The sequence below is a fragment of the Vibrio sp. Isolate23 genome (assembly GCF_022398095.1).
GTDB classification, from domain to species: domain Bacteria; phylum Pseudomonadota; class Gammaproteobacteria; order Enterobacterales; family Vibrionaceae; genus Vibrio; species Vibrio coralliilyticus_A.
This window is the reverse complement of the sequence record NZ_JAKEUV010000006.1, coordinates 101,658-122,793: the sequence shown is the minus strand read 5'-3', so window position 1 is coordinate 122,793 and position 21,136 is coordinate 101,658. Positions and strand designations below refer to the sequence as shown.

Here is a 21,136-nt window from a genome sequence, read left to right as displayed (position 1 = left end):
GAAAACGGAGCCTAAAGGCTCCGTTTAAATCACTACTGTGACTAAGAATCGGAGCCAAACAGATCTCTTGTATAAACTTTATCAACAACGTCAAGAAGCTCATCCGCCATCCTATTTGAGACGATGACATCGGATTTCAATTTAAATGCATCTAAATCTCGTATAACTTCCGAATGGAAAAACTCATCCTCTTCCAGAACTGGCTCATACACAACCACAGTAATACCTTTAGCTTTCAAACGCTTCATAATGCCTTGTATCGATGAAGCACGGAAGTTATCAGATCCTGCTTTCATTATTAGCCGATAAATACCTACGACTTTTGGATTTCGTTTTAAAATCGAGTCAGCAATATAATCTTTACGTGTACGATTAGCATCAACTATAGCTCCGATTATGTTATTAGGAACGTCTTGGTAGTTAGCTAGAAGTTGTTTCGTATCTTTGGGTAAACAATACCCACCATAGCCAAATGAAGGATTATTGTAATGTTCACCAATTCTAGGGTCTAATCCGACACCTTGTATTATCTGACGAGCATCTAAACCATGAGCTTCTGCATATGAATCTAACTCATTAAAATAGGCCACACGCATTGCAAGATAAGTGTTAGAGAATAACTTAACAGCTTCAGCTTCTGTCGAGTGAGTTAATAATACTTCAATACTTTGTTTTCTAGCACCTTCAATAAGTAAATCTGCAAACTCACGAGCACGATTACTCTGTTCACCAACAATTATTCTCGATGGATATAAATTATCGTAAAGCGCTTTGCCTTCGCGTAGGAATTCTGGCGAAAAGATAATATTTTCGCATTGCAGTTCTTGTTTAATTCTCTCCGTATAACCAACAGGTACAGTTGATTTTATCACCATAACTGCTTCTGGGTTTATTGCCATCACATCTTTAATAACAGATTCTACAGATGAAGTATTAAAATAATTGGTTTCTGGATCATAGTCTGTTGGCGTGGCTATAACTATAAATTCGGCACCGACATAGGCATACTCCTTATCTGTCGTTGCTTCAAAATCTAATGATTTATTTGCCAAAAAATCTTCTATTTCGCTATCAACAATCGGGGATATTTTGTTATTCAGCAGTTCCACCTTTTGCTCAATCACATCTAAAGCGAAAACTTGATGATTTTGAGCTAACAACATCGCATTTGATAGACCAACATAACCTGTACCAACAACCGCAACTTTCACAACATGCTCCATTATTAATTTGATGGAATAAGAAACTATATTTCCGCTAATATACCGATATAGTAGCGCTAAATATAAACATAGAGTTACTTTTAACATCGGTATGTAAACTGTTTTACTTTAAAATAAAAACGGAGACAGAAAAGTCTCCGTTTTTATAAGCGAACGTGTATAGGATTACATCATACCGCCCATGCCACCCATACCGCCCATGCCACCCATATCAGGCATTGCAGATGCATCTTTCTGAGGTAGGTCCGTAACCATCGCTTCTGTTGTGATCATTAGGCCAGCCACTGATGCCGCGAACTGAAGTGCAGAACGAGTGACTTTGGTTGGGTCTAGAATGCCCATCTCAAGCATATCGCCGTACTCACCCGTTGCTGCGTTGTAGCCGTAAGAGCCTTCGCCACCCTTCACGTTATTGGCAACCACTGATTCTTCATCGCCTGCGTTCATAGTGATTTGACGGATTGGTGCTTCCATTGCACGTAGAGCAACGCGGATACCAACGTTTTGCTCTTCGTTATCACCTTGAAGTTCAGTAATCTTAGAAGCTGCGCGGATTAGTGCTACACCACCGCCAGCTACTACGCCTTCTTCAACTGCAGCGCGAGTCGCGTGTAGAGCATCTTCTACGCGATCTTTCTTCTCTTTCATTTCAACTTCAGTCGCAGCACCAACTTTGATGACTGCAACACCACCAGCTAGCTTAGCAACACGCTCCTGTAGCTTCTCTTTGTCGTAATCTGAAGTCGCTTCTTCGATTTGCTGACGGATTTGAGCAACACGACCAGAGATCATTGCTTCTTCGCCAATGCCATCGATGATAGTTGTGTTTTCTTTAGTGATAGCAACACGCTTTGCTTGACCTAGGTCTTCTAAAACTACTTTTTCTAGCTCCAGACCCACTTCTTCAGAAATTACTGTACCACCCGTTAAGATAGCGATGTCTTGTAGCATTGCTTTGCGGCGGTCACCGAAGCCAGGCGCTTTAACAGCCGCTACTTTTACGATGCCACGCATGTTGTTCACAACTAGCGTGGCTAGTGCTTCACCTTCAACATCTTCAGCGATAATTAGAAGTGGGCGAGAGGCTTTCGCTACTGCTTCTAGAGTAGGAAGAAGTTCGCGGATGTTTGAAACTTTCTTGTCGATCAGAAGAATGAATGGGTTTTCTAGATCAACACTACCTGCTTCTTGGTTATTGATGAAGTATGGTGACAGATAACCGCGATCGAACTGCATACCTTCCACTACGTCTAGCTCGTCTTGCAAAGCCTGACCTTCTTCAACCGTGATAACGCCATCACGACCCACTTTTTCCATCGCTTCCGCAATGATGTTACCAACGCTTGCATCGGAGTTAGCAGAAATAGTACCAACCTGAGCAATCGCTTTAGTATCCGCACATGGAACCGATAGCGCTTTTAGCTCTTCAACTGCAGCAACTACCGCTTTGTCTATACCGCGCTTAAGATCCATCGGGTTCATGCCAGCAGCAACCGCTTTTAGGCCTTCGTTAACAATAGCCTGAGCAAGCACGGTTGCCGTTGTTGTACCATCACCTGCAGCGTCATTTGCTTGCGAAGCGACTTCTTTAACCATTTGCGCGCCCATATTTTGGAACTTGTCTTCAAGTTCGATTTCACGCGCAACAGATACACCATCTTTAGTAATCGTTGGTGCACCGAAAGATTTGTCTAGAACTACGTTACGACCCTTAGGACCTAGTGTTACTTTTACTGCGTCCGCTAGAACATTGACACCTTCTAGCATTTTAATACGTGCGTCATTACCAAATTTAACGTCTTTAGCAGCCATCTTTAGTTTCCTTTTCTAAATTCTTCGTTTTGATTTGTCGTTGAACCTGAGCAAAAAATTACTCAATGATTGCTATTACTCAACGATAGCCATAATGTCGTTTTCAGACATCACTAGCACTTCTTTACCGTCGATTTTTTCCGTTTTAGTACCGTAACCTTCAGCGAAGATAACAGTGTCGCCAACTTTAACGTCCAGTGGCATCACAGAGCCATTTTCTAGAATGCGGCCTTTACCCACAGCCAGAACTACGCCGCGAGTTGATTTCTCTGCAGCAGAACCAGTCAGAACGATACCACCCGCTGATTTAGACTCAACTTCTTGGCGTTCTACGATAACTCGGTCGTGTAATGGACGAATGTTCATCGGTCGTCTCTCCTGATTAGTTTCCATATTTACATGATGAATGGCCATAACAGCCTAATGATGTCTATATGAGGACGGATAAGAGAAACCCAAGGGGGAGGAAAGAATTTTTGTGTGATCTAGGTCTTAGATGCTATTGAGAATGAAAAAACCGGATGACTAGGAGGTCATCCGGCTAGAAGTCGGTCTCTATTTAATCTTGCTCTCGGCGGAAGGCAAAGCGTATCAGCACGATAGCAACACCCAACATACTACCAAGTAAGGTACCTAGGATTGCTATAAGAGCACGTTTGGGTTTGATATGTGATTTAGGCTTAACCGCTTCACTTATCTGAATCACTAACTTCGAGTTAGGCCTCTCTAATATAGCTGCCTTGAAAAGCTGTTGCGCTAAAAGTTCGTCCAAATATTCTTTAGTTTTAAGAGAATAGATGTTCTTTTGGCGTTCGAGGGCCTCAGTAGACACTCGTACCTTTTCTAATTCCCTCTTCTTCAATACTCGATTAAATGCAAGAGAAAATGTTGATACTCCATCAAACGCAGCTTTAGGGTCTATAGATGTTTTAGAGATTGATATTTCTTTCCCTCGACTATTATACGATACACTAACACCATTAAGTACAGTCGTATCCCCATCTATCTCAGAGGAAATCATATTTTTAAGTTCACCACTACTCAAGAACTGAAGGGGGATATTTGGCTCGGATACACTCGATACACCATAAAATACTTCTTCCAATACAAAGGTGGCCTGAGACCGATAAACATTTGGTTGTTTAAGAGCCCAAAAAGTAGCACAAACTGTAAACAAAACTGTTGTGGCAATAATAATGAATTTGCCATCCCAAAGAGCTTTGAATAATTTTCTTAGGTCAATCTCATCATTGCTTTGAAACGCAGAGGGTATTTGAGGTGAGTATTGCTGTTCTTGAGGTGATTGTTGAATTTGCCCGCTCACACTTAATCCTTATTAAGGCCATAAAGCCTTAACAACTATTTCAGAAATTCTATTAAGCTTGAAAGTGTAACATAGAGGCCACACTGTGAACATAGACAACTAGTTTGACTTAACCACAAGGTGTTAGCGCCACTCATCTAAAACGATAAGATCAATATCCTTATACTCCTTATCTAGAACATCACCTTCAAGAGCCTCATGGAACTTACCCATTTGACTGACTAATTCTCGCATCAGCACGACATTGGTGTGATTCGGGTTTTTACAGTGCCCAACTACCCTATCTATATGACTTTGCTGGGCCCACAATCTCCCTTGCATTTCCTCAGAGGCAGAATTGATCATCTCCTTGCACATATTCTTTTTAAAACGATTAAACTCTTCTGGATTATTTTGAGCTAGAGCCATGAGCTCATCAAAAGATGGTAAAGTTTGATTGATTAGTGCCGCACTCATGATTCCTCCCACATAGTGATAGTTTTATCATCATCATAAAAAGAGTTTAGATTAACGACAGAAAAAGGGAAATGTACAGTTCCACATTCTCATAAGTGAGAACATCTATTGCTCAATAGGGGTAATGTCATAGCAACAGCGACGTTGTCCTTGGATGATGTGCTCCGTCCGAGTAACCACACACAAGTCTCCAAGAAGCTTCTGGAACACATTCAGTTCAGACTGACACAAAGCAGGACAATGCACCGCCGCGTTACAAATAGGACAGTGGTTTTCGATCAATAGATAGCGATTATTACACTCTTCAAGCTCCGCCATATAACCTTCTTGTTGTCTCAATTCCACCAGTTTAATCAAACGCTGTTCCAGTCCAGACAATTTGCTAAGTTGCATTTGATAGCTTAGAAAGGTGCTCCGCTCGCGTTCCTCTGCAACTTTTTTGAGCCCATCCGCACCAAATAGATGCTCTACCGCATCAATCACTTGGATAGTCAGCTCTCCATGACGATCCGCAAACTGCCTATGGCCCAAAGCCGTCAGTAACCAATGGCGTGTGGGACGCCCAATCTTTGCCTTGCGATCTTCATATGATAGCAACCCATCCTTCTCAAGCTTTTGTAGGTGCTGCCTGACTCCCATAGTTGTCATACCAAGTTCTTGCGCAAGCTCCTTAACCGTAACGGCACCGCGAGTTTTGATGACTTGTAAAATTTTCTCCGTGCTTTTCATATCACTTCCTTTCATCACAATAATCATTATTGCGCACGGGTTTAATAACGCAACTCATTGATATACTAATACATCACTGGGCAAGAATTGCATTGGAACTAATTTCTTATTTCGGTTGTAACGATGAAACCGCTCTTTTAGTTGACCGGGCAAGCCTGAAGGTTCTATTGTTGCAAACCCATGCTGAGCGTAGAAACTTTCTAGGTGTTCGTAAGCAAAACAGTAGTCCCTATCGGCAAGGATATGAGCAGAGCAATATTGCATCAATTGATGACCTAAACCGAGTTGACGTTTATCAGGTACAACCAACATACCCGTAAGTAATCTGATATTTTCTATCGTTTTCAAGCGCACAACCGACACAATTTGATCCTCAAGATACCCTACTAATGTCAGCTCATCCTTTTTAGCCTTACCGGATGGGTAAAACTGCTTATACAAACGCGTGACTAAAGGCAATTTTAGCGGATCAATCTGTTCTATCTGCATGGCGTTCATTATCACCCAACCTTTATTTGAGGTAGAATGTGCGCAGTTTAGATTACTCAATAAATCCGATGCAAATATTAGCTAACGCAGAGCTTAGTCGCTTCCATACTTTCTCTATTTCTCAAACCTGCTCTTACCTAGTTGAAGTGGCAAACGTTGAAGAGATTCAACAAGCCTATCAAAAACGAGAATGGTTGGATCTTCCCAAGCTAATTTTGGGTAAAGGCAGCAATGTTTTATTTACTCAGCCCTATCAAGGCGTTGTAGTCGTGAATAATTTACTCGGTAAATCAATCACTGAAAGCGACACTCATTGGCACCTGCACATTGCAGGCGGTGAAGATTGGCCTAGCTTAGTCAAATGGAGCGTTGAGCAAGGTTATTATGGATTAGAAAACCTCGCCCTTATTCCTGGTTGCGCTGGCAGCGCCCCAATTCAAAATATTGGCGCTTACGGCGTTGAACTGAAAGATGTTTGCGAGTACGTCGACGTACTTTGTTTGGAAACCTTCCATACAAAGCGATTGAGTACTGAAGAGTGTCGATTTGGCTATCGAGACTCCATTTTTAAACATGAGCTGTTTCAGAAAGTCATGGTTGTAGCGATTGGCTTAAAGCTCCCCAAGCAGTGGTCAGCAAATATCGAATATGGCCCACTTCAATCTCTGCAAAGCGAACCCCTCAACGCACAACTAGTGTTTGAACGAGTTTGCCAGATCCGAACGGAAAAGCTGCCTGACCCTACCAAGCTAGGCAATGCAGGGAGCTTCTTTAAGAACCCCGTGATATCAAACCAGCAGTTCGAAAATTTGAGTAAACAGTTCCCCAATATTGCCGCGTACCCAACACAAGGTGGCGTAAAAGTAGCCGCTGGCTGGCTAATAGATCAATGCCAATTGAAAGGCCATCAAATCGGCGGGGCTCAAGTTCACCCTAAGCAAGCCTTGGTGTTGGTGAATAAAGACAACGCAACAGCAAAGGACGTTATCAAATTAGCTGCCACAGTTAGACAAACTGTGTTTGAAAGGTACCAGATAACCCTAGAACACGAGGTAAGATTTATCGGCTCTCAGGCAGAAACTAATCTTGAGAAGATATTGGAGAATCAGCAATGAAAGAACATTCCGTCAAGCTCTCTATCTTGAAGGCTTTATCTCAAGGAGACTTTCACTCGGGAGAGGAACTTGGAGAGAAGTTTGGTGTCTCTCGAGCAGCGATCAGTAAACACATCAAAGGTATCCAAGCTTGGGGCGTCGATGTATTTCGCGTGCAGGGAAAAGGCTACCAACTCGCTAAGTCTATCCAGCTACTCGATCAGGAAATACTCCAAAATAGCCTAGCTAACCACGTCGAGCTAATCCCCATTATCGACTCAACCAACCAATATCTACTCGATAGAATCGATAGCTTAGAGTCAGGGGCAGTTTGCCTTGCAGAGTATCAAGCCAAAGGCAGAGGTCGCCGAGGACGAGAATGGGTATCTCCTTTTGGCTCAAACTTATACCTATCGATGTTTTGGCGTTTAGATGCTGGTATGGCAGCCGCGATGGGGTTAAGCCTTGTGGTTGGCGTGGCAATTGCCGAAGCTCTTGAAGAAATGGGACTGACAGGTGTTAAGTTAAAATGGCCGAATGACCTCTATTATCAAGATAAGAAGCTCGCGGGCATTCTGGTCGAAATGTCAGGTCAGGCTGGTGCAGCGGCCAACCTTGTCATAGGTATGGGGCTCAACTTGATGATGTCAGAGTCGACGGAAGGTATTAATCAACCTTGGTCTAGTCTCTCTGAGGTGGCAAACAATCAGGATATTGATAGAAACCAGCTCGCGATTTCCATGATAACTACACTGCATAAAGCGTTGACTGATTATGAACTGTATGGAATGGTCGGGTTTGTGGAAAGATGGAACCGACTGGATAACTTCATCAACCGTCCTGTTAAACTGCTCATGGGACCGAGAGAGATCACTGGGCTCGCTAGAGGTATTAACGAACAAGGCGCGGTACTTTTAGAAACGAAAAATGGTTTGGAAACTTATATTGGTGGTGAGATCAGTCTTCGCTCAAATAAGTAAATCACAGGCTTTACCATTGCGATTGTCGAAGCAAGATCTGGCCGCTAGGAACTGCTAGCACATTTTGCTAATATCCATGTCCACGTTAAGTAAAGGTAACCCATCCAACATGATGACTAATAGGAATTTATTCGAACAACTTCCTACTTTGGCGCAAGATCCCGCTCAGTTTGAAACCCTTTATGCGGCTAAAGATTTTCGAATTCGCTTAATTGAAGCGATTCGTCAGGCAAGTAAACGAATCTACCTGGTTGCTCTTTACTTAGAAGATGATGAAGCGGGAAGAGAAGTCTTAACCGAGCTCTATGAAGCCAAGCAGCGTAACCCTGGTCTAGAAGTGAACGTCTGTGTTGACTGGCACCGTGCTCAACGTGGTTTGATTGGTGCTGAGCCGGGGGAAACCAATGCCTCCATGTATAAAAACTTTGCAGATAGATACGAACATAAAATTCCAATCTATGGCGTACCTGTTCGAGGACGTGAAGTCTTTGGCGTCTTGCACTTAAAAGGCTTCATTATAGATGACTCAGTCATCTACAGTGGCGCGAGTCTTAACAACATCTATCTTAATTATAAAGAACGCTATCGTTTCGATCGCTATCACGTTATGAACAATAAAGCACTTGCAGACAGCATGAGCAGTTTTGTGCAAAAAGAGATGATCGAACATCCGGCAGTGAATGATTTAGCCTGTCCGAGCAAACCTGATACCAAAGAGATAAAAGTACAGATTCGCCAGCTACGTGCCTCTCTCGCGAAGTCCACCTATCAATTTGAGCCCCAGACTGTCTCTCAAGAACAAGTCGCGATCACGCCAATCGTTGGGGTTGGGAAAAAGCGTAATAAACTTAATCAAGGCATCAATCAATTACTAGCAAAAGCGAAAGATGAAATTTTCATCTGCACGCCCTATTTTAACTTCCCACGCAGTGTTGCCAAAGAAGTCAGAAAAGCCCTAAAACGTGGGGTAAAGGTGACTATCGTCGTAGGTGATAAAACAGCCAATGATTTTTATATCTCGCCTGAGGAAGAATTTAAAACGATTGGTGGCTTACCTTACCTTTATGAGCGTAACTTGCGCCAATTTGCCAAATCCAATGAAGCCAATATCGCAAGTCGTAAACTGTCTATCCATTTATGGAAGCACGAAGAGAATAGCTTCCACTTAAAAGGCATTTGGGTAGATAAGCGCTATATGCTAATTACGGGTAACAACCTAAACCCAAGAGCCTGGAGTCTAGATCTAGAAAACGCGATCTTTATTCAAGACCACTTCCACCACCTCACTCCTCAGTTTGAGAAAGAAGTGAAGAATATTCTTCAGCATACTCAGCTAATTTGTACTTATAGACAGTTAGAAAAAGCGGAAGATTACCCTGAGGCGGTGCAGAAGCTAATACGTAAGATCATCCGACTAAAAGCGGACAGAGTGTTAAAACGGATTTTGTAGGCAATACTTTCTTTTTCCGTATCAAAAATTATTACTTTTATAAAGCAACTAGGCTTCAAAATGCTAATCCATCTCATAGATTTATCTTTCTTATTTTTCTTTTCTTTAGCAACAACTTTCACTATGCGTAAAGTTGCTAAAAAAGTTAGTTTAGTGGATAAACCTAACTCCAGAAAGCTGCATAATGGTGTAATACCTCTAGTCGGTGGGATATCTATTTGTATTTCTATACTTTACTTCTTATTCAATAATCCAAATATTTTACCAAATACAGTTCTTTATTCCACTTGTATTATAATACTTGTAGTGGTGGGCGCTTTGGATGATAAGTTCGACCTTAGCTTCAAACTAAGATTTGCAATACAAGCAGCACTATCAGTAGCAATGATGATTCTCGGAGGTATAGAACTAAATACTATAGGGGATATTTTTGGAACTGGTGAGATAGTGACTTTAGGCTGGTTTGGATATTTAGTTACAATTCTAGCTGTTGTAGGTGCAATTAATGCTTTTAATATGGTAGATGGGATTGATGGATTACTGGGTGGCCTATCCATAGTTACATTTGGAGGTTTGGGGTTGATGTTAAGTCATGACGGGCAATACAATCTTGCCTATATATGCTTAGTTTTAGTTGTTGTTATTATTCCTTATATACTATTGAACTTAGGGTTGTTTGGTCGTAGGAGAAAGGTATTCATGGGAGATGCGGGGAGTATGCTCATAGGCTTTACAGTTATTTGGCTCTTGCTGCTCTCTAGCCAGAATGGCACAAATCCTCCTTTGCGCCCTGTAACGGCACTATGGTTAATTGCTGTACCACTCTTGGACATGACTGCAATTATGGTTCGTCGCATGCGTCGTGGTGATTCACCATTTAAACCAGATAGAGAGCATTTGCATCACATTTTTCAAAGGCTTGGTTTTAGCTCCACTCAAACACTCGTTGCAATCTCATGTATTGCCACAGCCTTTGCATTTATTGGGATTTATGCCGAAATAAGGGGCGTTCCTGAATTTGTGATGCTATACAGTTTTATAATATGCTTCTTTATATATCTTTTAGTCTTAAGTAATATATGGAAAATAACCACTTGGGCCAAGAATAAATTAGGAAAATCAAACCACAATAACTAATAAAAATTAATTTTTGGCTAGCTTAGCCAGGATATCAAGCATTTTATTAGCTAATACTTCTCTATTGAAAACTTTAGAGGATTTTATACTAGATTGTTTAAGTTCCTCTTTCTTATCTGAGTTTTTGTAAAGTTCTATTATAGCATTAGCGATTCCTTCCTTACACTCAGGCTCAACTACTATACCCGTATTGTTCTTCTCGACGATCTCTGTCGCTTCTCCTTTTGGTACACTCATGATGACAGGAAGCCCCATCGCCATACATTCAAATATTTTTGATGGTATCACAGTTTCGAATAAAGGATTATTGATCAGTGGAACCAGTGAAACATCACACAGAGACCATACTTGGGGCATCATTTCCTTTGGCTGCCTATCAATAAAAACAACATTGCTCAGATTCTTGCTCTGGGCAACAGCAATAACTTTCTCTTTAGCAGCACCACCACCAGCAAATACGAATCGAATATCATCGTTATCTTGAAACATTTCCGCTACATCCGTAATAGTCTCTAATCCATGTGCCATGCCATGGGTTCCTACGTAACCGACTACAAATTTATCTTCTAAACCGTATTGCTGAGCTAGCTCAGAATCTTTGCTTTCGACTTTTTTATACCTAGATAAGTCTACTCCATTAAGGACTACGCTTATTTTCTCTTTATCCACTCCTCGAGCTACGAGCTCCTTTTTGAAAGAATGTGTTACTGAAATAATACAGTCAGCTCTGTGATATAGAAACAACTCTAGCTTTTCTAGCATTCGTATTATATAACTATCTTTCATTGCTCCAACTGCAGTGATCGATGCAGGCCAAATATCTCTTAACTCAAATATAAATGGGGTTCTTTTTATTGCAGATAAAGCCCATCCACCACAAGCACAAAAAAATTGAGGGGATGTAGCAATAACTAAATCGACTTTTTTCTGTAGCAAGCCGGCTAAGAAACCAGATACCATAAAAGAGAGGTAATCTAATATCCTTTTAACAAAACCTTCGTTTGCGGATATATAAGTTTTAACTCTCACTACTCGAATACCATTCATATTACTGACATCGTAGAGTTTATTTTTGTACCCTTGATAAACCTTACCTTCAGGGAAATTAGGGGCACAGGTAATCACAGTAACGTCATGTCCTGATTTTACCCATTGAATAGCATGTTCATAAGTTCTTGACGCTGGAGCATTGCCCTCTGGAGGAAAGTTATCAGTCATAAATAGTAAATGCATAATCTTAAAACCTTAACGAAACGGTCAAACGAGATTTGAAAACAGGAATGCAAAACTTGATTGTCGGAACCATTTTTCCAAATTCAGGGCACCATATAGCATTTTCTACCTTTATCGGACTGCTACTTTCCATGATGACTTCTTTCCCACAACCTAAAACCAATTTAACTATCTTGCCATCGACAAAAGCTTGTATGTTGGGATGAAGATGGAGGTAAGCATTAGCTTGCTTATAAGTACCCGACAAAGAATCAACAATGTCAATTTGATTAGATTCAAATAACCACTCGCGATGATGGATAACTTTCCCTTTTAATCGCATATAGCCGTCATGAGAGCATGATATACAAAGACCAGTAGAAGATTCTTCAATACTAGTTACTGACGGATATGCTCTTTTAGCAACTCTAAACCCGCTCCATACTTCTGAAGAATCCAAACCATCAACTTCGACAGTATTGTGGGCAGCTGTTTTTCGTTGCCTTAAGCGTTCTTGACTAAGGCCATACTCTCCGGTGCCTGTGTTCACAAATACACGCTGTCCAAAAATACTCAACTCGAAACTTAGCGTATCTGCGTGTGCGTGTCCCGGGATATAATCTGGCCCTATGCGAGCGACATCTAATATAGCTTTATAGTTTTCCGACTGAGCCACAATATAGCCTGTATCTTGATAATGTCTGTAAGTAATAGCGTCGCCCACCTTTGATTTGTCACTAATGACATATGGTATACCTAATACAGCAGCATATTGAGACAATGATTGATACGTAGCTGCGATTCCGATTGCGGAGTCGTTAAAGAAGGAAACTTCGCCATCCGGATGTTGGAGTGATTCTGAATAATCGAGCATTTTGTTAATCACTAAAGCCCACTGAATTTTCCTTGTTTCAAACTCTTGAATATCATAAGTATTGGCTAAGTTATAGAGATCCAACATATCAGCAAGAATAATGTTGTGATACATGGGGCTTAGCTCAAAATTACCCCCGTCATGAAGAATCTGTTCAGAGACTTCAGTATCAATGATTTCAAGACCTTTTTTAAGCCATTCATCGGCTGGCTCACCTTTAAAGTAACAGCCAGCAAATACTAAAGCTTTAGCATTTGCAAATAAGTGGTTACCCAATAAATGATATTCTAAGTTCTGACGTAGCACATGGGCTTGGAGATACAAACTTTGCCTACTATTATCAACGTTATACCCATGCTTGTGAAAGAACTTAATCCAGTTCACTATTCTTAACGACAATGGGTAAGGTTCCCAACCATTGCCAAATAAGGGAGGGTTTTCTTGTATCCAAGAGTTGATGAGAGAAACACAGATGTCGCGTCGATTTGAAGAACCAATCGCATTTATATCATCAAAATAGTGCAGGTTGTATAACCACAACTTAGATTTATCGGTGTCATTCCAACTCCCCACATCACCTTCTAAGTTAAGGAAACGATATTTATTCTCTGATATATATGAACTTTGTATTAGCTCTTTATCCTTCCACGGTTGTTTGTTCAATCTTAAAGACGGCGTCGAAGAGAGTTTGAGATCTGTTTTTTTGAATCGTCGTCGAATTCTATCTATCAACTGTATAAGCTTAAGATACTTGATAGTATGGAAAAGTAAGTAGATTTTTTTCATATCAAAAAAGGGGGAGCGTATTGCCCCCAATAAGAATAATTAACGTAGCGATTGCGCAACCTGGCAAGAAATCCTTGCTACTTCGACAATCTCATCAAACGGAATTGGAGATGGTAATCCTTCAGTAATACTTTCAACAAAGGCTTTTGTACAATTGTCCTGTCCTTTATCTTGAGCCATTAGCTTAAGCTTACTAAACCCATTCCAGCCAAAACCACTCAGTTTGCGGAAGTTATCCAACTGTAAAACCGCATTATTTGAGAACACTTCAATTCGCTCTTTAGGGAAAGATTTACCACCATTAGCAAAGTAGTGAATCGTACCAAATGAGCCATCCTCAAAACTCAGTGTAATACTCGCTTTATCTTCTTTAATCGCGATCCCTGGGGAATCCCCCATACACACCGCATTAAAATCGACAATCTTAGATCCCGCTAAAAAGCGCATAAGATCAATATAGTGACAAGCCTCCCCGATGATTCTACCACCACCGACCTCTGGATTTTGAGTCCAATGGTCGGCCGGTATTTCACCCGCGTTCATCGTCATAATGAACGTTTTTGGGCCAATAGACTTAGACAACAGTTCTTTCATCTTATGGATATGAGGAGCGAAACGACGATTGTACCCAACCATGACTTTAGGTTTGGTGTTACTTTCATTATAAGTCTGCTCGATCTGGTCTACCTCATCCAGCTTTAACGCCAACGGCTTTTCAACAAATACATGCTTCTCAGCCTTAATTGCGGCAATGGTTTGTTCCGCATGTAAATGGTGCTGAGTTGCGATCACTACCGTATTGGTTGACGCTTCTTTTAATGCCTCATTTAGGTCAGTAGAGGCTTTCGCAAACTCTAGCTTTTTACCATGGTGGACTGCACTGACCCCGCCACTGGTAACAACGGTGTCAAGTTTTGCACCAGCCTTCTTAAAAGCGGGCATTAACACTCTAGATGCGTAGTTTCCTGCACCCACAAATGTGCAAACAGCATCGGATGCTTGATAGGTTTGTACACTGTGAAGACTGACTCTTCTTTTGGTCAGCTCACTTTCACTGGCTCTTGGATAGTCTAAAACGATTCCAAGTGCTGTCTTATCTTCTAGACACTGATAGGCTTCTAAAGCATTGTCAATGGAGTAGCGGTGCGAGATCAGAGGCTCAACATCCAGAGTTCCCGATGCCATCATATCTAAAACAGCTTCAAAGTTTCTCTGTTCTGTCCACCGTACGTAGCCAATAGGGTAATCATTCCCTTTCTCTTCATATTCACTGTCATAACGACCTGCGCCATATGAACAGGAGACCTGAAAAGTCAGCTCCTTCTCAAAAAAGTCAGCTCTAGATAGCTCCAAACCGACAACACCAACCAGTACAATGCGCCCACGTTTGCGACACATCTTGGCCGCCTGAGATACAGGCTCATTGCTCTTTGTAGTCGCAGTAATAATGACTGCGTCTACACCTCTACCCCGAGAGAAAGATTCTGCATGCTGTATTGGGTCTCCCCCTTGAGATAAGTCGACGGTTTCAGCCCCCAACTTCCTTGCAAGTTCACACTTAGCAGAATCAAAATCAATCCCGAGTACTCGACAACCGTTAGCACGCAAAAGCTGCACAGTCATTAGCCCGATCAAGCCTAAACCGGTAACGACCACGCATTCACCTAGTGTAGGCTTAACCAAACGTATTCCCTGTAATGCGATGGCTCCTAGAACGGTAAACGAAGCAGCTTCATCACTGACAGAGTCTGGTACTTTAACACAAAGATTTTTAGGGACTCGAACAACTTCAGCGTGATACCCATTTGAAACAACTCGATCTCCAACTTCAAAACTCGAACCTCCGTTATCTAGAACCTCACCAACATTACAGTATCCAAGAGGCAAAGGCTGATCTAGTTTAGAACGAACAGCATCAATAGTAGGAGCTAAACCATCAGTCTTAACTTTCTCCAATACCATCTTGACCTTATCTGGCTGCTGTCTCGCCTTGTCTATATAGCTCGCCTTTCCAAAATCAATAAGCATTCTTTCGGTACCAGCAGAAACAAGAGTTTTGCTGGTAGAAATTAGGATGTTTCCAGATTTACTTTGAGGACAAGGAACATCAACGACATTAGTTTCACCGTTTGCGATATTTTGAAGTACTTGTTTCATATTTTCTTTTATACCCTAATTTTATTATCAAATTTTAAAAAAATCATATTCATCGATGAGTTATACTAATGACTTTAAAATCTCAAAAAAATTTTATATTTCGCAGAAAATACATTCATCATAATTTAAATAATGGTAAAAAATCACTATTTACTCACCTTAAAAATCATTAGGAACACTTGTCGTTAACAACCTACCTGCTAAAAACTCACATCCAACGTCAAAATACAACATGACAAAAAAGCCTGTACATAAATCAACTATTTTAAGCAAAATTATTCTTATAAAATAAACTTCGTCATACGATAATTAAAAATATTAGAAATTCTAAATAATCCTATCGAACTAGATCTTCCATCTTTATATGTTTCGGTTTATCAACATCAACAAATTGGCGCATCCAAATTTCCAATGTCAACAAAGCGTAAATTGTATAGGCGAAGTCACCTTTACCCTTCTCATTATCCTCAATTAGAGCTTGAACCTGTTCAAAATCAAACAGCCCTCTACGTTCGATATTTTCCTTAGATAGCAAAGAACTGATTAATGGTTTAAGTGGACCACTTAGCCAGTCTCGGACGGGTGCACCGAAACCAGTCTTAGGCCTATATATAATATCATTTGACAGAAATATCTCTGCCGATTTTTTCAATATCGACTTACCTACATTATTTTTTTGTTTAAGCTCTGTAGGTGTTTTAGCAGCTATTTTAGCCAATCTCTGATTAACTAGAGGGACTCTAACCTCAACACCATGTGCCATACTCATTTTATCAGTATAATTAAAATTATGATCGACTAGAAAGAAAGCTTTATCGATTGACAATGTTTTTTCAACGAGATTTCCTTCTTGAGCATCGACCTTATCTCTAATTATTTTCTCTGTTCTTTCTAAGTCGATATTTTCAAGAGCATCTTTCGTAAATAAAGCCTCTAATTTTTCTCGTTCCAGCCAAAAAAAATAAGATCCTATCGACTCCTCTGCTGTCTTATTTAAGACACCAGCTACTTTATGAACCCTTCTACCGAAAGCTGAGCTCGATGGTACAGACCTAAAAGCGAAAGCCGTTAATCGCCTCATAAACTTTGGTACTTTGTCTATTTTGCTTTGATGTGCTGCTAATAAATGTCTGCGATACCCTGTGAAGAAATCATCTCCACCAGCACCGGAAAGCAATACCTTAATATTTTTCTGTTTTGCTCGTTCGCAAATTTTATAAGTGTTTATTATGGCCGGATCTGCCTGAGGTTCATCCAAATGATATATACAGGCAGATAAAACCCCCACATCACTTACAGAGCTTTCAACTATGTTTAAGTTTAGGTTCAGGTCTGTGGCTACTTTTTTAGCATATGGTAAATCGGCTGCAAAACCATCCTGACCCTCTCCCAAATTAATGGTGAAGACTTCTTTGAATGAGTCACTTGATTCTTTAGCTAAAGCACATAGTAAACTTGAGTCTAATCCACCGGACAAGAATGACCCTACTGGCACATCCGAAACTAATTGAGAGTCTACAGATTTCTTTAATCCACTCCTCAATTGATCTAGTGCACTTGCCTCACTCAATTCAGGGGTGTAATTCGGCAAATTATAGTATTGATCTTCAGATAAAAGCTTACCCGATTGAAACACATGAAAATGACCTGGCTTTACTTTCTTTACTCCGGACAATATTGTGTGCTCACCAGGAGACCATAGATAACAAAGATAGGCAGAAACACTAGTTATATCTATTTTACGAGAAACAATTTCAGATTGAAGTATTGCTTTAATCTCAGACGAAAAAACAACTGCGTCTCCCACAATCGAGTAGTAGAGTGGCTTAACACCGAAGTGGTCTCGTACCAATGTAAGTTTATCTTTTAAAGTATCATATATTGCGAAAGAGAATATGCCATCAAGCATAGATAAAGACCTATCACCATACTCTATCCATAAATTTAAAAGGACTTCACAGTCACCATTTGATTTGAACTCATATCCTTTTCCAACTAGCGATTCGCGAAGCTCTTTATAATTATATATTTCTCCGTTAAAGACAATTACATATCTATCACACTTAGATGCCATTGGTTGATCACTAGTTGGCGACAAATCTATAATAGATAACCTAACATGACCTAACGCCAGTTTAGAAGATGGCCTTAAATAAATACCTGAACCATCAGGGCCTCTATGTGAAATCGATTCATTCATCTTTTCTATCAATTCATGACTTGATAAACCAAAGTATCCGTTAATTCCGCACAATTTTACTTCACCTTAAATTCTTCTTTTCAATAAGTCTTGGTTTATTTTCAGCCTTTACTCGCCCAGTATATGCTTCAAAATGCGAGAAATATGAGCTTCCCTAGTAAATTTCCTATCAAATAAAGCTAAACAGTTTTGACTCATCTTTGCATAAACTTCTGGTTCAGATATACGTTTAACTGCATCTACAATACTATGAGGAGATTTATATTTCACAAAGAATCCCGTTTCTCCATTCACTAGCATATCAGGAATAGCGCGATAATCTGTTGCTATAATAGGAATACCAAACGCTAAGGCTTCAATAATTGATACAGGCTGACCTTCGTTATTGTAGTTTGTTGGCAAAATGAAGACATTTGCGCCTCTCAAGAGCTGGAGTTTACTTTCTCCTCCAACAGTCCCGTGGTAAGTCACTATGTCTGAGAGGCTATTATCTACAACAAACCTTTCGAATTGAAGTTTTGATTCTTTTTCAGACCTGGTACTGGAGTCGTCTGCATTGCACAAAAAAGCACCTGCAAAATCAACTCTTATATCGTAACCATCATTCACTAGCTGTTTAACAGCCTCTAGCACATCGAGGTATCCCTTGGATTCTATTAGATTAGACAGAAAAAGAAGCCTAATTGAACCTTCACCTAAGGATTTAAAATTCTCTTTTGGTGACTCAAATGGTAAACCATTTTCTACAACAAAAATACGCTCTCTTAAGCCGGGCTCAAAATCGTACATGTGTACTAGCTTCTTTCCAAGTACTAGAATTCTTTCAGTTTTTAATAACGTATAACTGATTAAGTATTGCATTAACCTCGTCTCACCTTCGTAGAAGTTATGGTAATTTCCACCTTTAAGATGAACAACAACCTTACGTCCAAAAAAGCTTGCCCCCAAAATAAAAATCAAATCTCTCAGGAAACCATACCTTGACTGTGAAATAGTGAGGTAAACTCTCGCGTCATTGGTCATTATGTACCACAAGTAAACTAACAACGGAAAAATATAGCTTCGTACTCTAGATATCTTACCAATGAAACCATTATCAATTTTTTCACGCCTGTCAGCGATATCAATAACTTTTATATCGTAATCTATTGACATTACATCAACAAGCATAGCAAATGACATTGACTGCCCATGATTTGGTGGTGGCAAAGGACCAACTAATATTATTTTACTTTTCATATATAAGTAACTTTTCCATAAATATTTGTGTATTATACAACAATTGATGTTACATACTTAAAAATGTCATATGCAATAAACACCCAAAAAATAACAGCGAATTGATGTACTTTAAACTCGGAGTTAACTCTCAAAATTTTAGGATTAAAGAAAACTATCATTGAAATGGTAACATGGATAAGCATGAGAACTCGAGAAGTGCCAAAATATATAATTATTGCAGACATAACAAGCCCGCCTAATAGTTTCCTGTTTTTATACAAAAATTTATTTTCTAAGGGTTTTAATGCTAATATAAAAAATAATAACAAAGGTAAAAGAGCATACTTCAACACGTCATACATGAAATATGTTTTATTTCTTATTAGATTTAGTAAAGGCTCAAAATCCTTACTATCGGTGACAGAAAATATCAAAAAGAATGTTATTAACAATAAAGAAATTGATAGCTTTAAAAAGAAATCGTAAGCAGAATATATTGGTGTAATATATTTATCTCGCCTTAGGGTGTATAAGAATGGAGCTACTAATACAATAGAGAAATGTGAAAGTACTGAAAAAACAAAAAACCAGCTCGCAGTTTTCTGTTTATTTTTACTAGCAAAAATAAATGATAGAACCAAAAACAATACAGCAATTTTTAATCGATGTGTTATATTAAATAGAACGAACCAGTAGAAACTAAAAAAAACAAATAAGATCAACAACATAGATTGAACTGCTAGTTTTTTTTTGTCCATATTCATGGAAAATACAAGTAGTGCAATAATTCCAATGCTAAAAATATTAAGAACCAACTCCGGATTATTGCCTAAAAATGATGTAACTATCAGAGCTGACGCATGCGCTATAGGCTCAGGTGCCTTTATCGTGTTAGCAGCGATAAAAATTATATTACTCACAGTACTATCTGTATACAGAGCTACCGTAGATAAATCACTTAACCATGCATGATAATACTTGTCTGTCAAATAGGGGTCTGCCTTTTCGTGGGTAAATTTTGTAGCCAACATAAAGGCAAAAAGTACGAAAAGAAACACAATTGATTTAAAGGCAAATTTATAAAGCCTCATCAACACTCCATTATTTATTAAATTCTTCATTTATTGCCCAGACAACCGATGAAATAGACTCAACCAGCTCTAGGTTTTTAGTATTGTTTGAACTTGATAATACTTCATGTATAGCAGATCGGTAGTGCTCAGCTAGACGACTAATTTCAAAAGGAACAGATAAGTTAACTTCACCGTTTACTGTTGATAAGGATTGTGAACTATGATTTAAACTAAAACATAAGTTATCTTGAGTAATCTGAGAAACCTTAATATTCAAATTTTTATCCCAATGAACATTAACAAATTGAACTATTTCTTTCCCGAAAGAATTCGAATACTCGCATTTAGCACTGAAACATTGATGATTATTATTACTTACTTCACAATTTTCTAAAGTAAAGTCACCACCAGTAACCTTGTGAAAAACACTTATTACATTATAAATACTATCCCAAAATGGGCCTCCAAGATTTTCCTTTTCATTGCTATATGGATCGGAGAAAAAATGAGAAATAGAAAAGTTCTGTTTAAGCTTAAATCCATCTAAATTAGGCAACAATAGCATCTCCTTACCAAAATATGCATGTAAAGAAAAGAATATTTTATAATTGTTAGCTAAACTAATGATTTTATTGTATTCTTCTTTATCCGTTGCAATAGGTTTTTCAACAATTATTTTTTTGCATTGAAAAATAATTTTCTCCAAAACCCTTAAGTGACTGTTTGGTGGTGTAGCAACTATCCCTATATCAAAACAAATAGAAGACAGATCTTTTATTTTCTTGGCCCATGAAGGTATTGCTAAATTTGTATCTAAATCATAAATATAAACTTGGCAACTAGAATCAATGCTATTTATTGCTTGAGCATAAGCACGACCAGCGTGGCCAAACCCGCATATTAAAACTTTCATCATTAC

General features: G+C 39.4%; 18 protein-coding genes. 4 read left to right on the top strand and 14 right to left on the bottom strand.

Going from position 1 to position 21,136, the window contains the following annotated elements; translation table 11 throughout:
- Positions 1-41: 41 nt before the first annotated feature.
- From L1D31_RS15420 to L1D31_RS15390, 7 genes are all read right to left on the bottom strand, one after another.
- Positions 42-1,211 (bottom strand): nucleotide sugar dehydrogenase, encoded by a 1,170-nt coding sequence (locus tag L1D31_RS15420; protein ID WP_239837968.1) that lies wholly within the window; start codon positions 1,209-1,211, stop codon positions 42-44.
- Between the two features lie 177 nt (positions 1,212-1,388).
- Positions 1,389-3,035 (bottom strand): chaperonin GroEL, encoded by a 1,647-nt coding sequence (groL, locus tag L1D31_RS15415; protein ID WP_239837967.1) that lies wholly within the window; start codon positions 3,033-3,035, stop codon positions 1,389-1,391.
- 75 nt (positions 3,036-3,110) lie between these two features.
- Positions 3,111-3,401 carry a co-chaperone GroES gene (locus L1D31_RS15410; protein WP_239837966.1) on the bottom strand — a complete coding sequence of 97 codons (291 nt, stop codon included), beginning with the start codon at positions 3,399-3,401 and terminating at the stop codon, positions 3,111-3,113.
- 193 nt (positions 3,402-3,594) lie between these two features.
- Positions 3,595-4,359 carry a Wzz/FepE/Etk N-terminal domain-containing protein gene (locus tag L1D31_RS22675; RefSeq protein ID WP_239837965.1) on the bottom strand — a complete coding sequence of 255 codons (765 nt, stop codon included), beginning with the start codon at positions 4,357-4,359 and terminating at the stop codon, positions 3,595-3,597.
- Between the two features lie 123 nt (positions 4,360-4,482).
- Positions 4,483-4,815 carry a DUF3135 domain-containing protein gene (locus L1D31_RS15400; RefSeq protein ID WP_239837964.1) on the bottom strand — a complete coding sequence of 111 codons (333 nt, stop codon included), beginning with the start codon at positions 4,813-4,815 and terminating at the stop codon, positions 4,483-4,485.
- Between the two features lie 105 nt (positions 4,816-4,920).
- A complete protein-coding gene (locus tag L1D31_RS15395) occupies positions 4,921-5,544 on the bottom strand; it encodes a metalloregulator ArsR/SmtB family transcription factor (RefSeq protein ID WP_239837963.1) in 624 nt (207 codons plus the stop codon).
- 54 nt (positions 5,545-5,598) lie between these two features.
- Positions 5,599-6,042, bottom strand: a complete 444-nt coding sequence (locus L1D31_RS15390; protein ID WP_239837962.1) for a GNAT family N-acetyltransferase — start codon at positions 6,040-6,042, stop codon at positions 5,599-5,601.
- Between the two features lie 59 nt (positions 6,043-6,101).
- Here L1D31_RS15390 and murB point away from each other — a divergent pair, with 59 nt between their 5' ends.
- The 4 genes from murB to wecA all read left to right on the top strand — a co-directional run bounded on the left by murB (position 6,102) and on the right by wecA (position 10,694).
- Complete coding sequence (gene murB, locus L1D31_RS15385; RefSeq protein WP_239838080.1) at positions 6,102-7,148, top strand: UDP-N-acetylmuramate dehydrogenase; 1,047 nt, start codon at positions 6,102-6,104, stop codon at positions 7,146-7,148.
- Positions 7,145-8,107, top strand: coding sequence for a bifunctional biotin--[acetyl-CoA-carboxylase] ligase/biotin operon repressor BirA (gene birA, locus L1D31_RS15380; RefSeq protein WP_239837961.1), 963 nt, complete (start codon positions 7,145-7,147; stop codon positions 8,105-8,107). Before murB ends, birA begins: the two co-directional genes overlap by 4 nt.
- Before the next feature lie 109 nt (positions 8,108-8,216).
- The gene (pssA, locus tag L1D31_RS15375) at positions 8,217-9,557 is read left to right on the top strand and encodes a CDP-diacylglycerol--serine O-phosphatidyltransferase (protein WP_239837960.1); all 1,341 of its coding nucleotides are present in this window, start codon (positions 8,217-8,219) and stop codon (positions 9,555-9,557) included.
- A 60-nt stretch (positions 9,558-9,617) separates the two neighbouring features.
- The gene (gene wecA / locus L1D31_RS15370) at positions 9,618-10,694 is read left to right on the top strand and encodes a UDP-N-acetylglucosamine--undecaprenyl-phosphate N-acetylglucosaminephosphotransferase (protein WP_239837959.1); all 1,077 of its coding nucleotides are present in this window, start codon (positions 9,618-9,620) and stop codon (positions 10,692-10,694) included.
- A 6-nt stretch (positions 10,695-10,700) separates the two neighbouring features.
- On the opposite strand, the gene L1D31_RS15365 is transcribed toward wecA, so the two are convergent.
- The 7 genes from L1D31_RS15365 to L1D31_RS15335 all read right to left on the bottom strand — a co-directional run bounded on the left by L1D31_RS15365 (position 10,701) and on the right by L1D31_RS15335 (position 21,133).
- Positions 10,701-11,927 (bottom strand): glycosyltransferase family 4 protein, encoded by a 1,227-nt coding sequence (locus tag L1D31_RS15365; protein ID WP_239837958.1) that lies wholly within the window; start codon positions 11,925-11,927, stop codon positions 10,701-10,703.
- Between the two features lie 4 nt (positions 11,928-11,931).
- Positions 11,932-13,443 carry a heparinase II/III family protein gene (locus L1D31_RS15360; protein ID WP_239837957.1) on the bottom strand — a complete coding sequence of 504 codons (1,512 nt, stop codon included), beginning with the start codon at positions 13,441-13,443 and terminating at the stop codon, positions 11,932-11,934.
- 162 nt (positions 13,444-13,605) lie between these two features.
- Positions 13,606-15,723 (bottom strand): bi-domain-containing oxidoreductase, encoded by a 2,118-nt coding sequence (locus L1D31_RS15355; protein WP_239837956.1) that lies wholly within the window; start codon positions 15,721-15,723, stop codon positions 13,606-13,608.
- Positions 15,724-16,060: 337 nt separating this feature from the next.
- The gene (gene asnB / locus L1D31_RS15350; protein WP_239837955.1) at positions 16,061-17,977 is read right to left on the bottom strand and encodes an asparagine synthase (glutamine-hydrolyzing); all 1,917 of its coding nucleotides are present in this window, start codon (positions 17,975-17,977) and stop codon (positions 16,061-16,063) included.
- A 54-nt stretch (positions 17,978-18,031) separates the two neighbouring features.
- Positions 18,032-19,162, bottom strand: coding sequence for a glycosyltransferase family 4 protein (locus L1D31_RS15345; RefSeq protein WP_239837954.1), 1,131 nt, complete (start codon positions 19,160-19,162; stop codon positions 18,032-18,034).
- Positions 19,163-19,194: 32 nt separating this feature from the next.
- A complete protein-coding gene (locus L1D31_RS15340) occupies positions 19,195-20,265 on the bottom strand; it encodes a hypothetical protein (RefSeq protein WP_239837953.1) in 1,071 nt (356 codons plus the stop codon).
- Positions 20,246-21,133 (bottom strand): Gfo/Idh/MocA family oxidoreductase, encoded by an 888-nt coding sequence (locus L1D31_RS15335; RefSeq protein ID WP_239837952.1) that lies wholly within the window; start codon positions 21,131-21,133, stop codon positions 20,246-20,248. The genes L1D31_RS15340 and L1D31_RS15335 overlap by 20 nt, the downstream gene beginning before the upstream one ends.
- Positions 21,134-21,136: the final 3 nt, after the last annotated feature.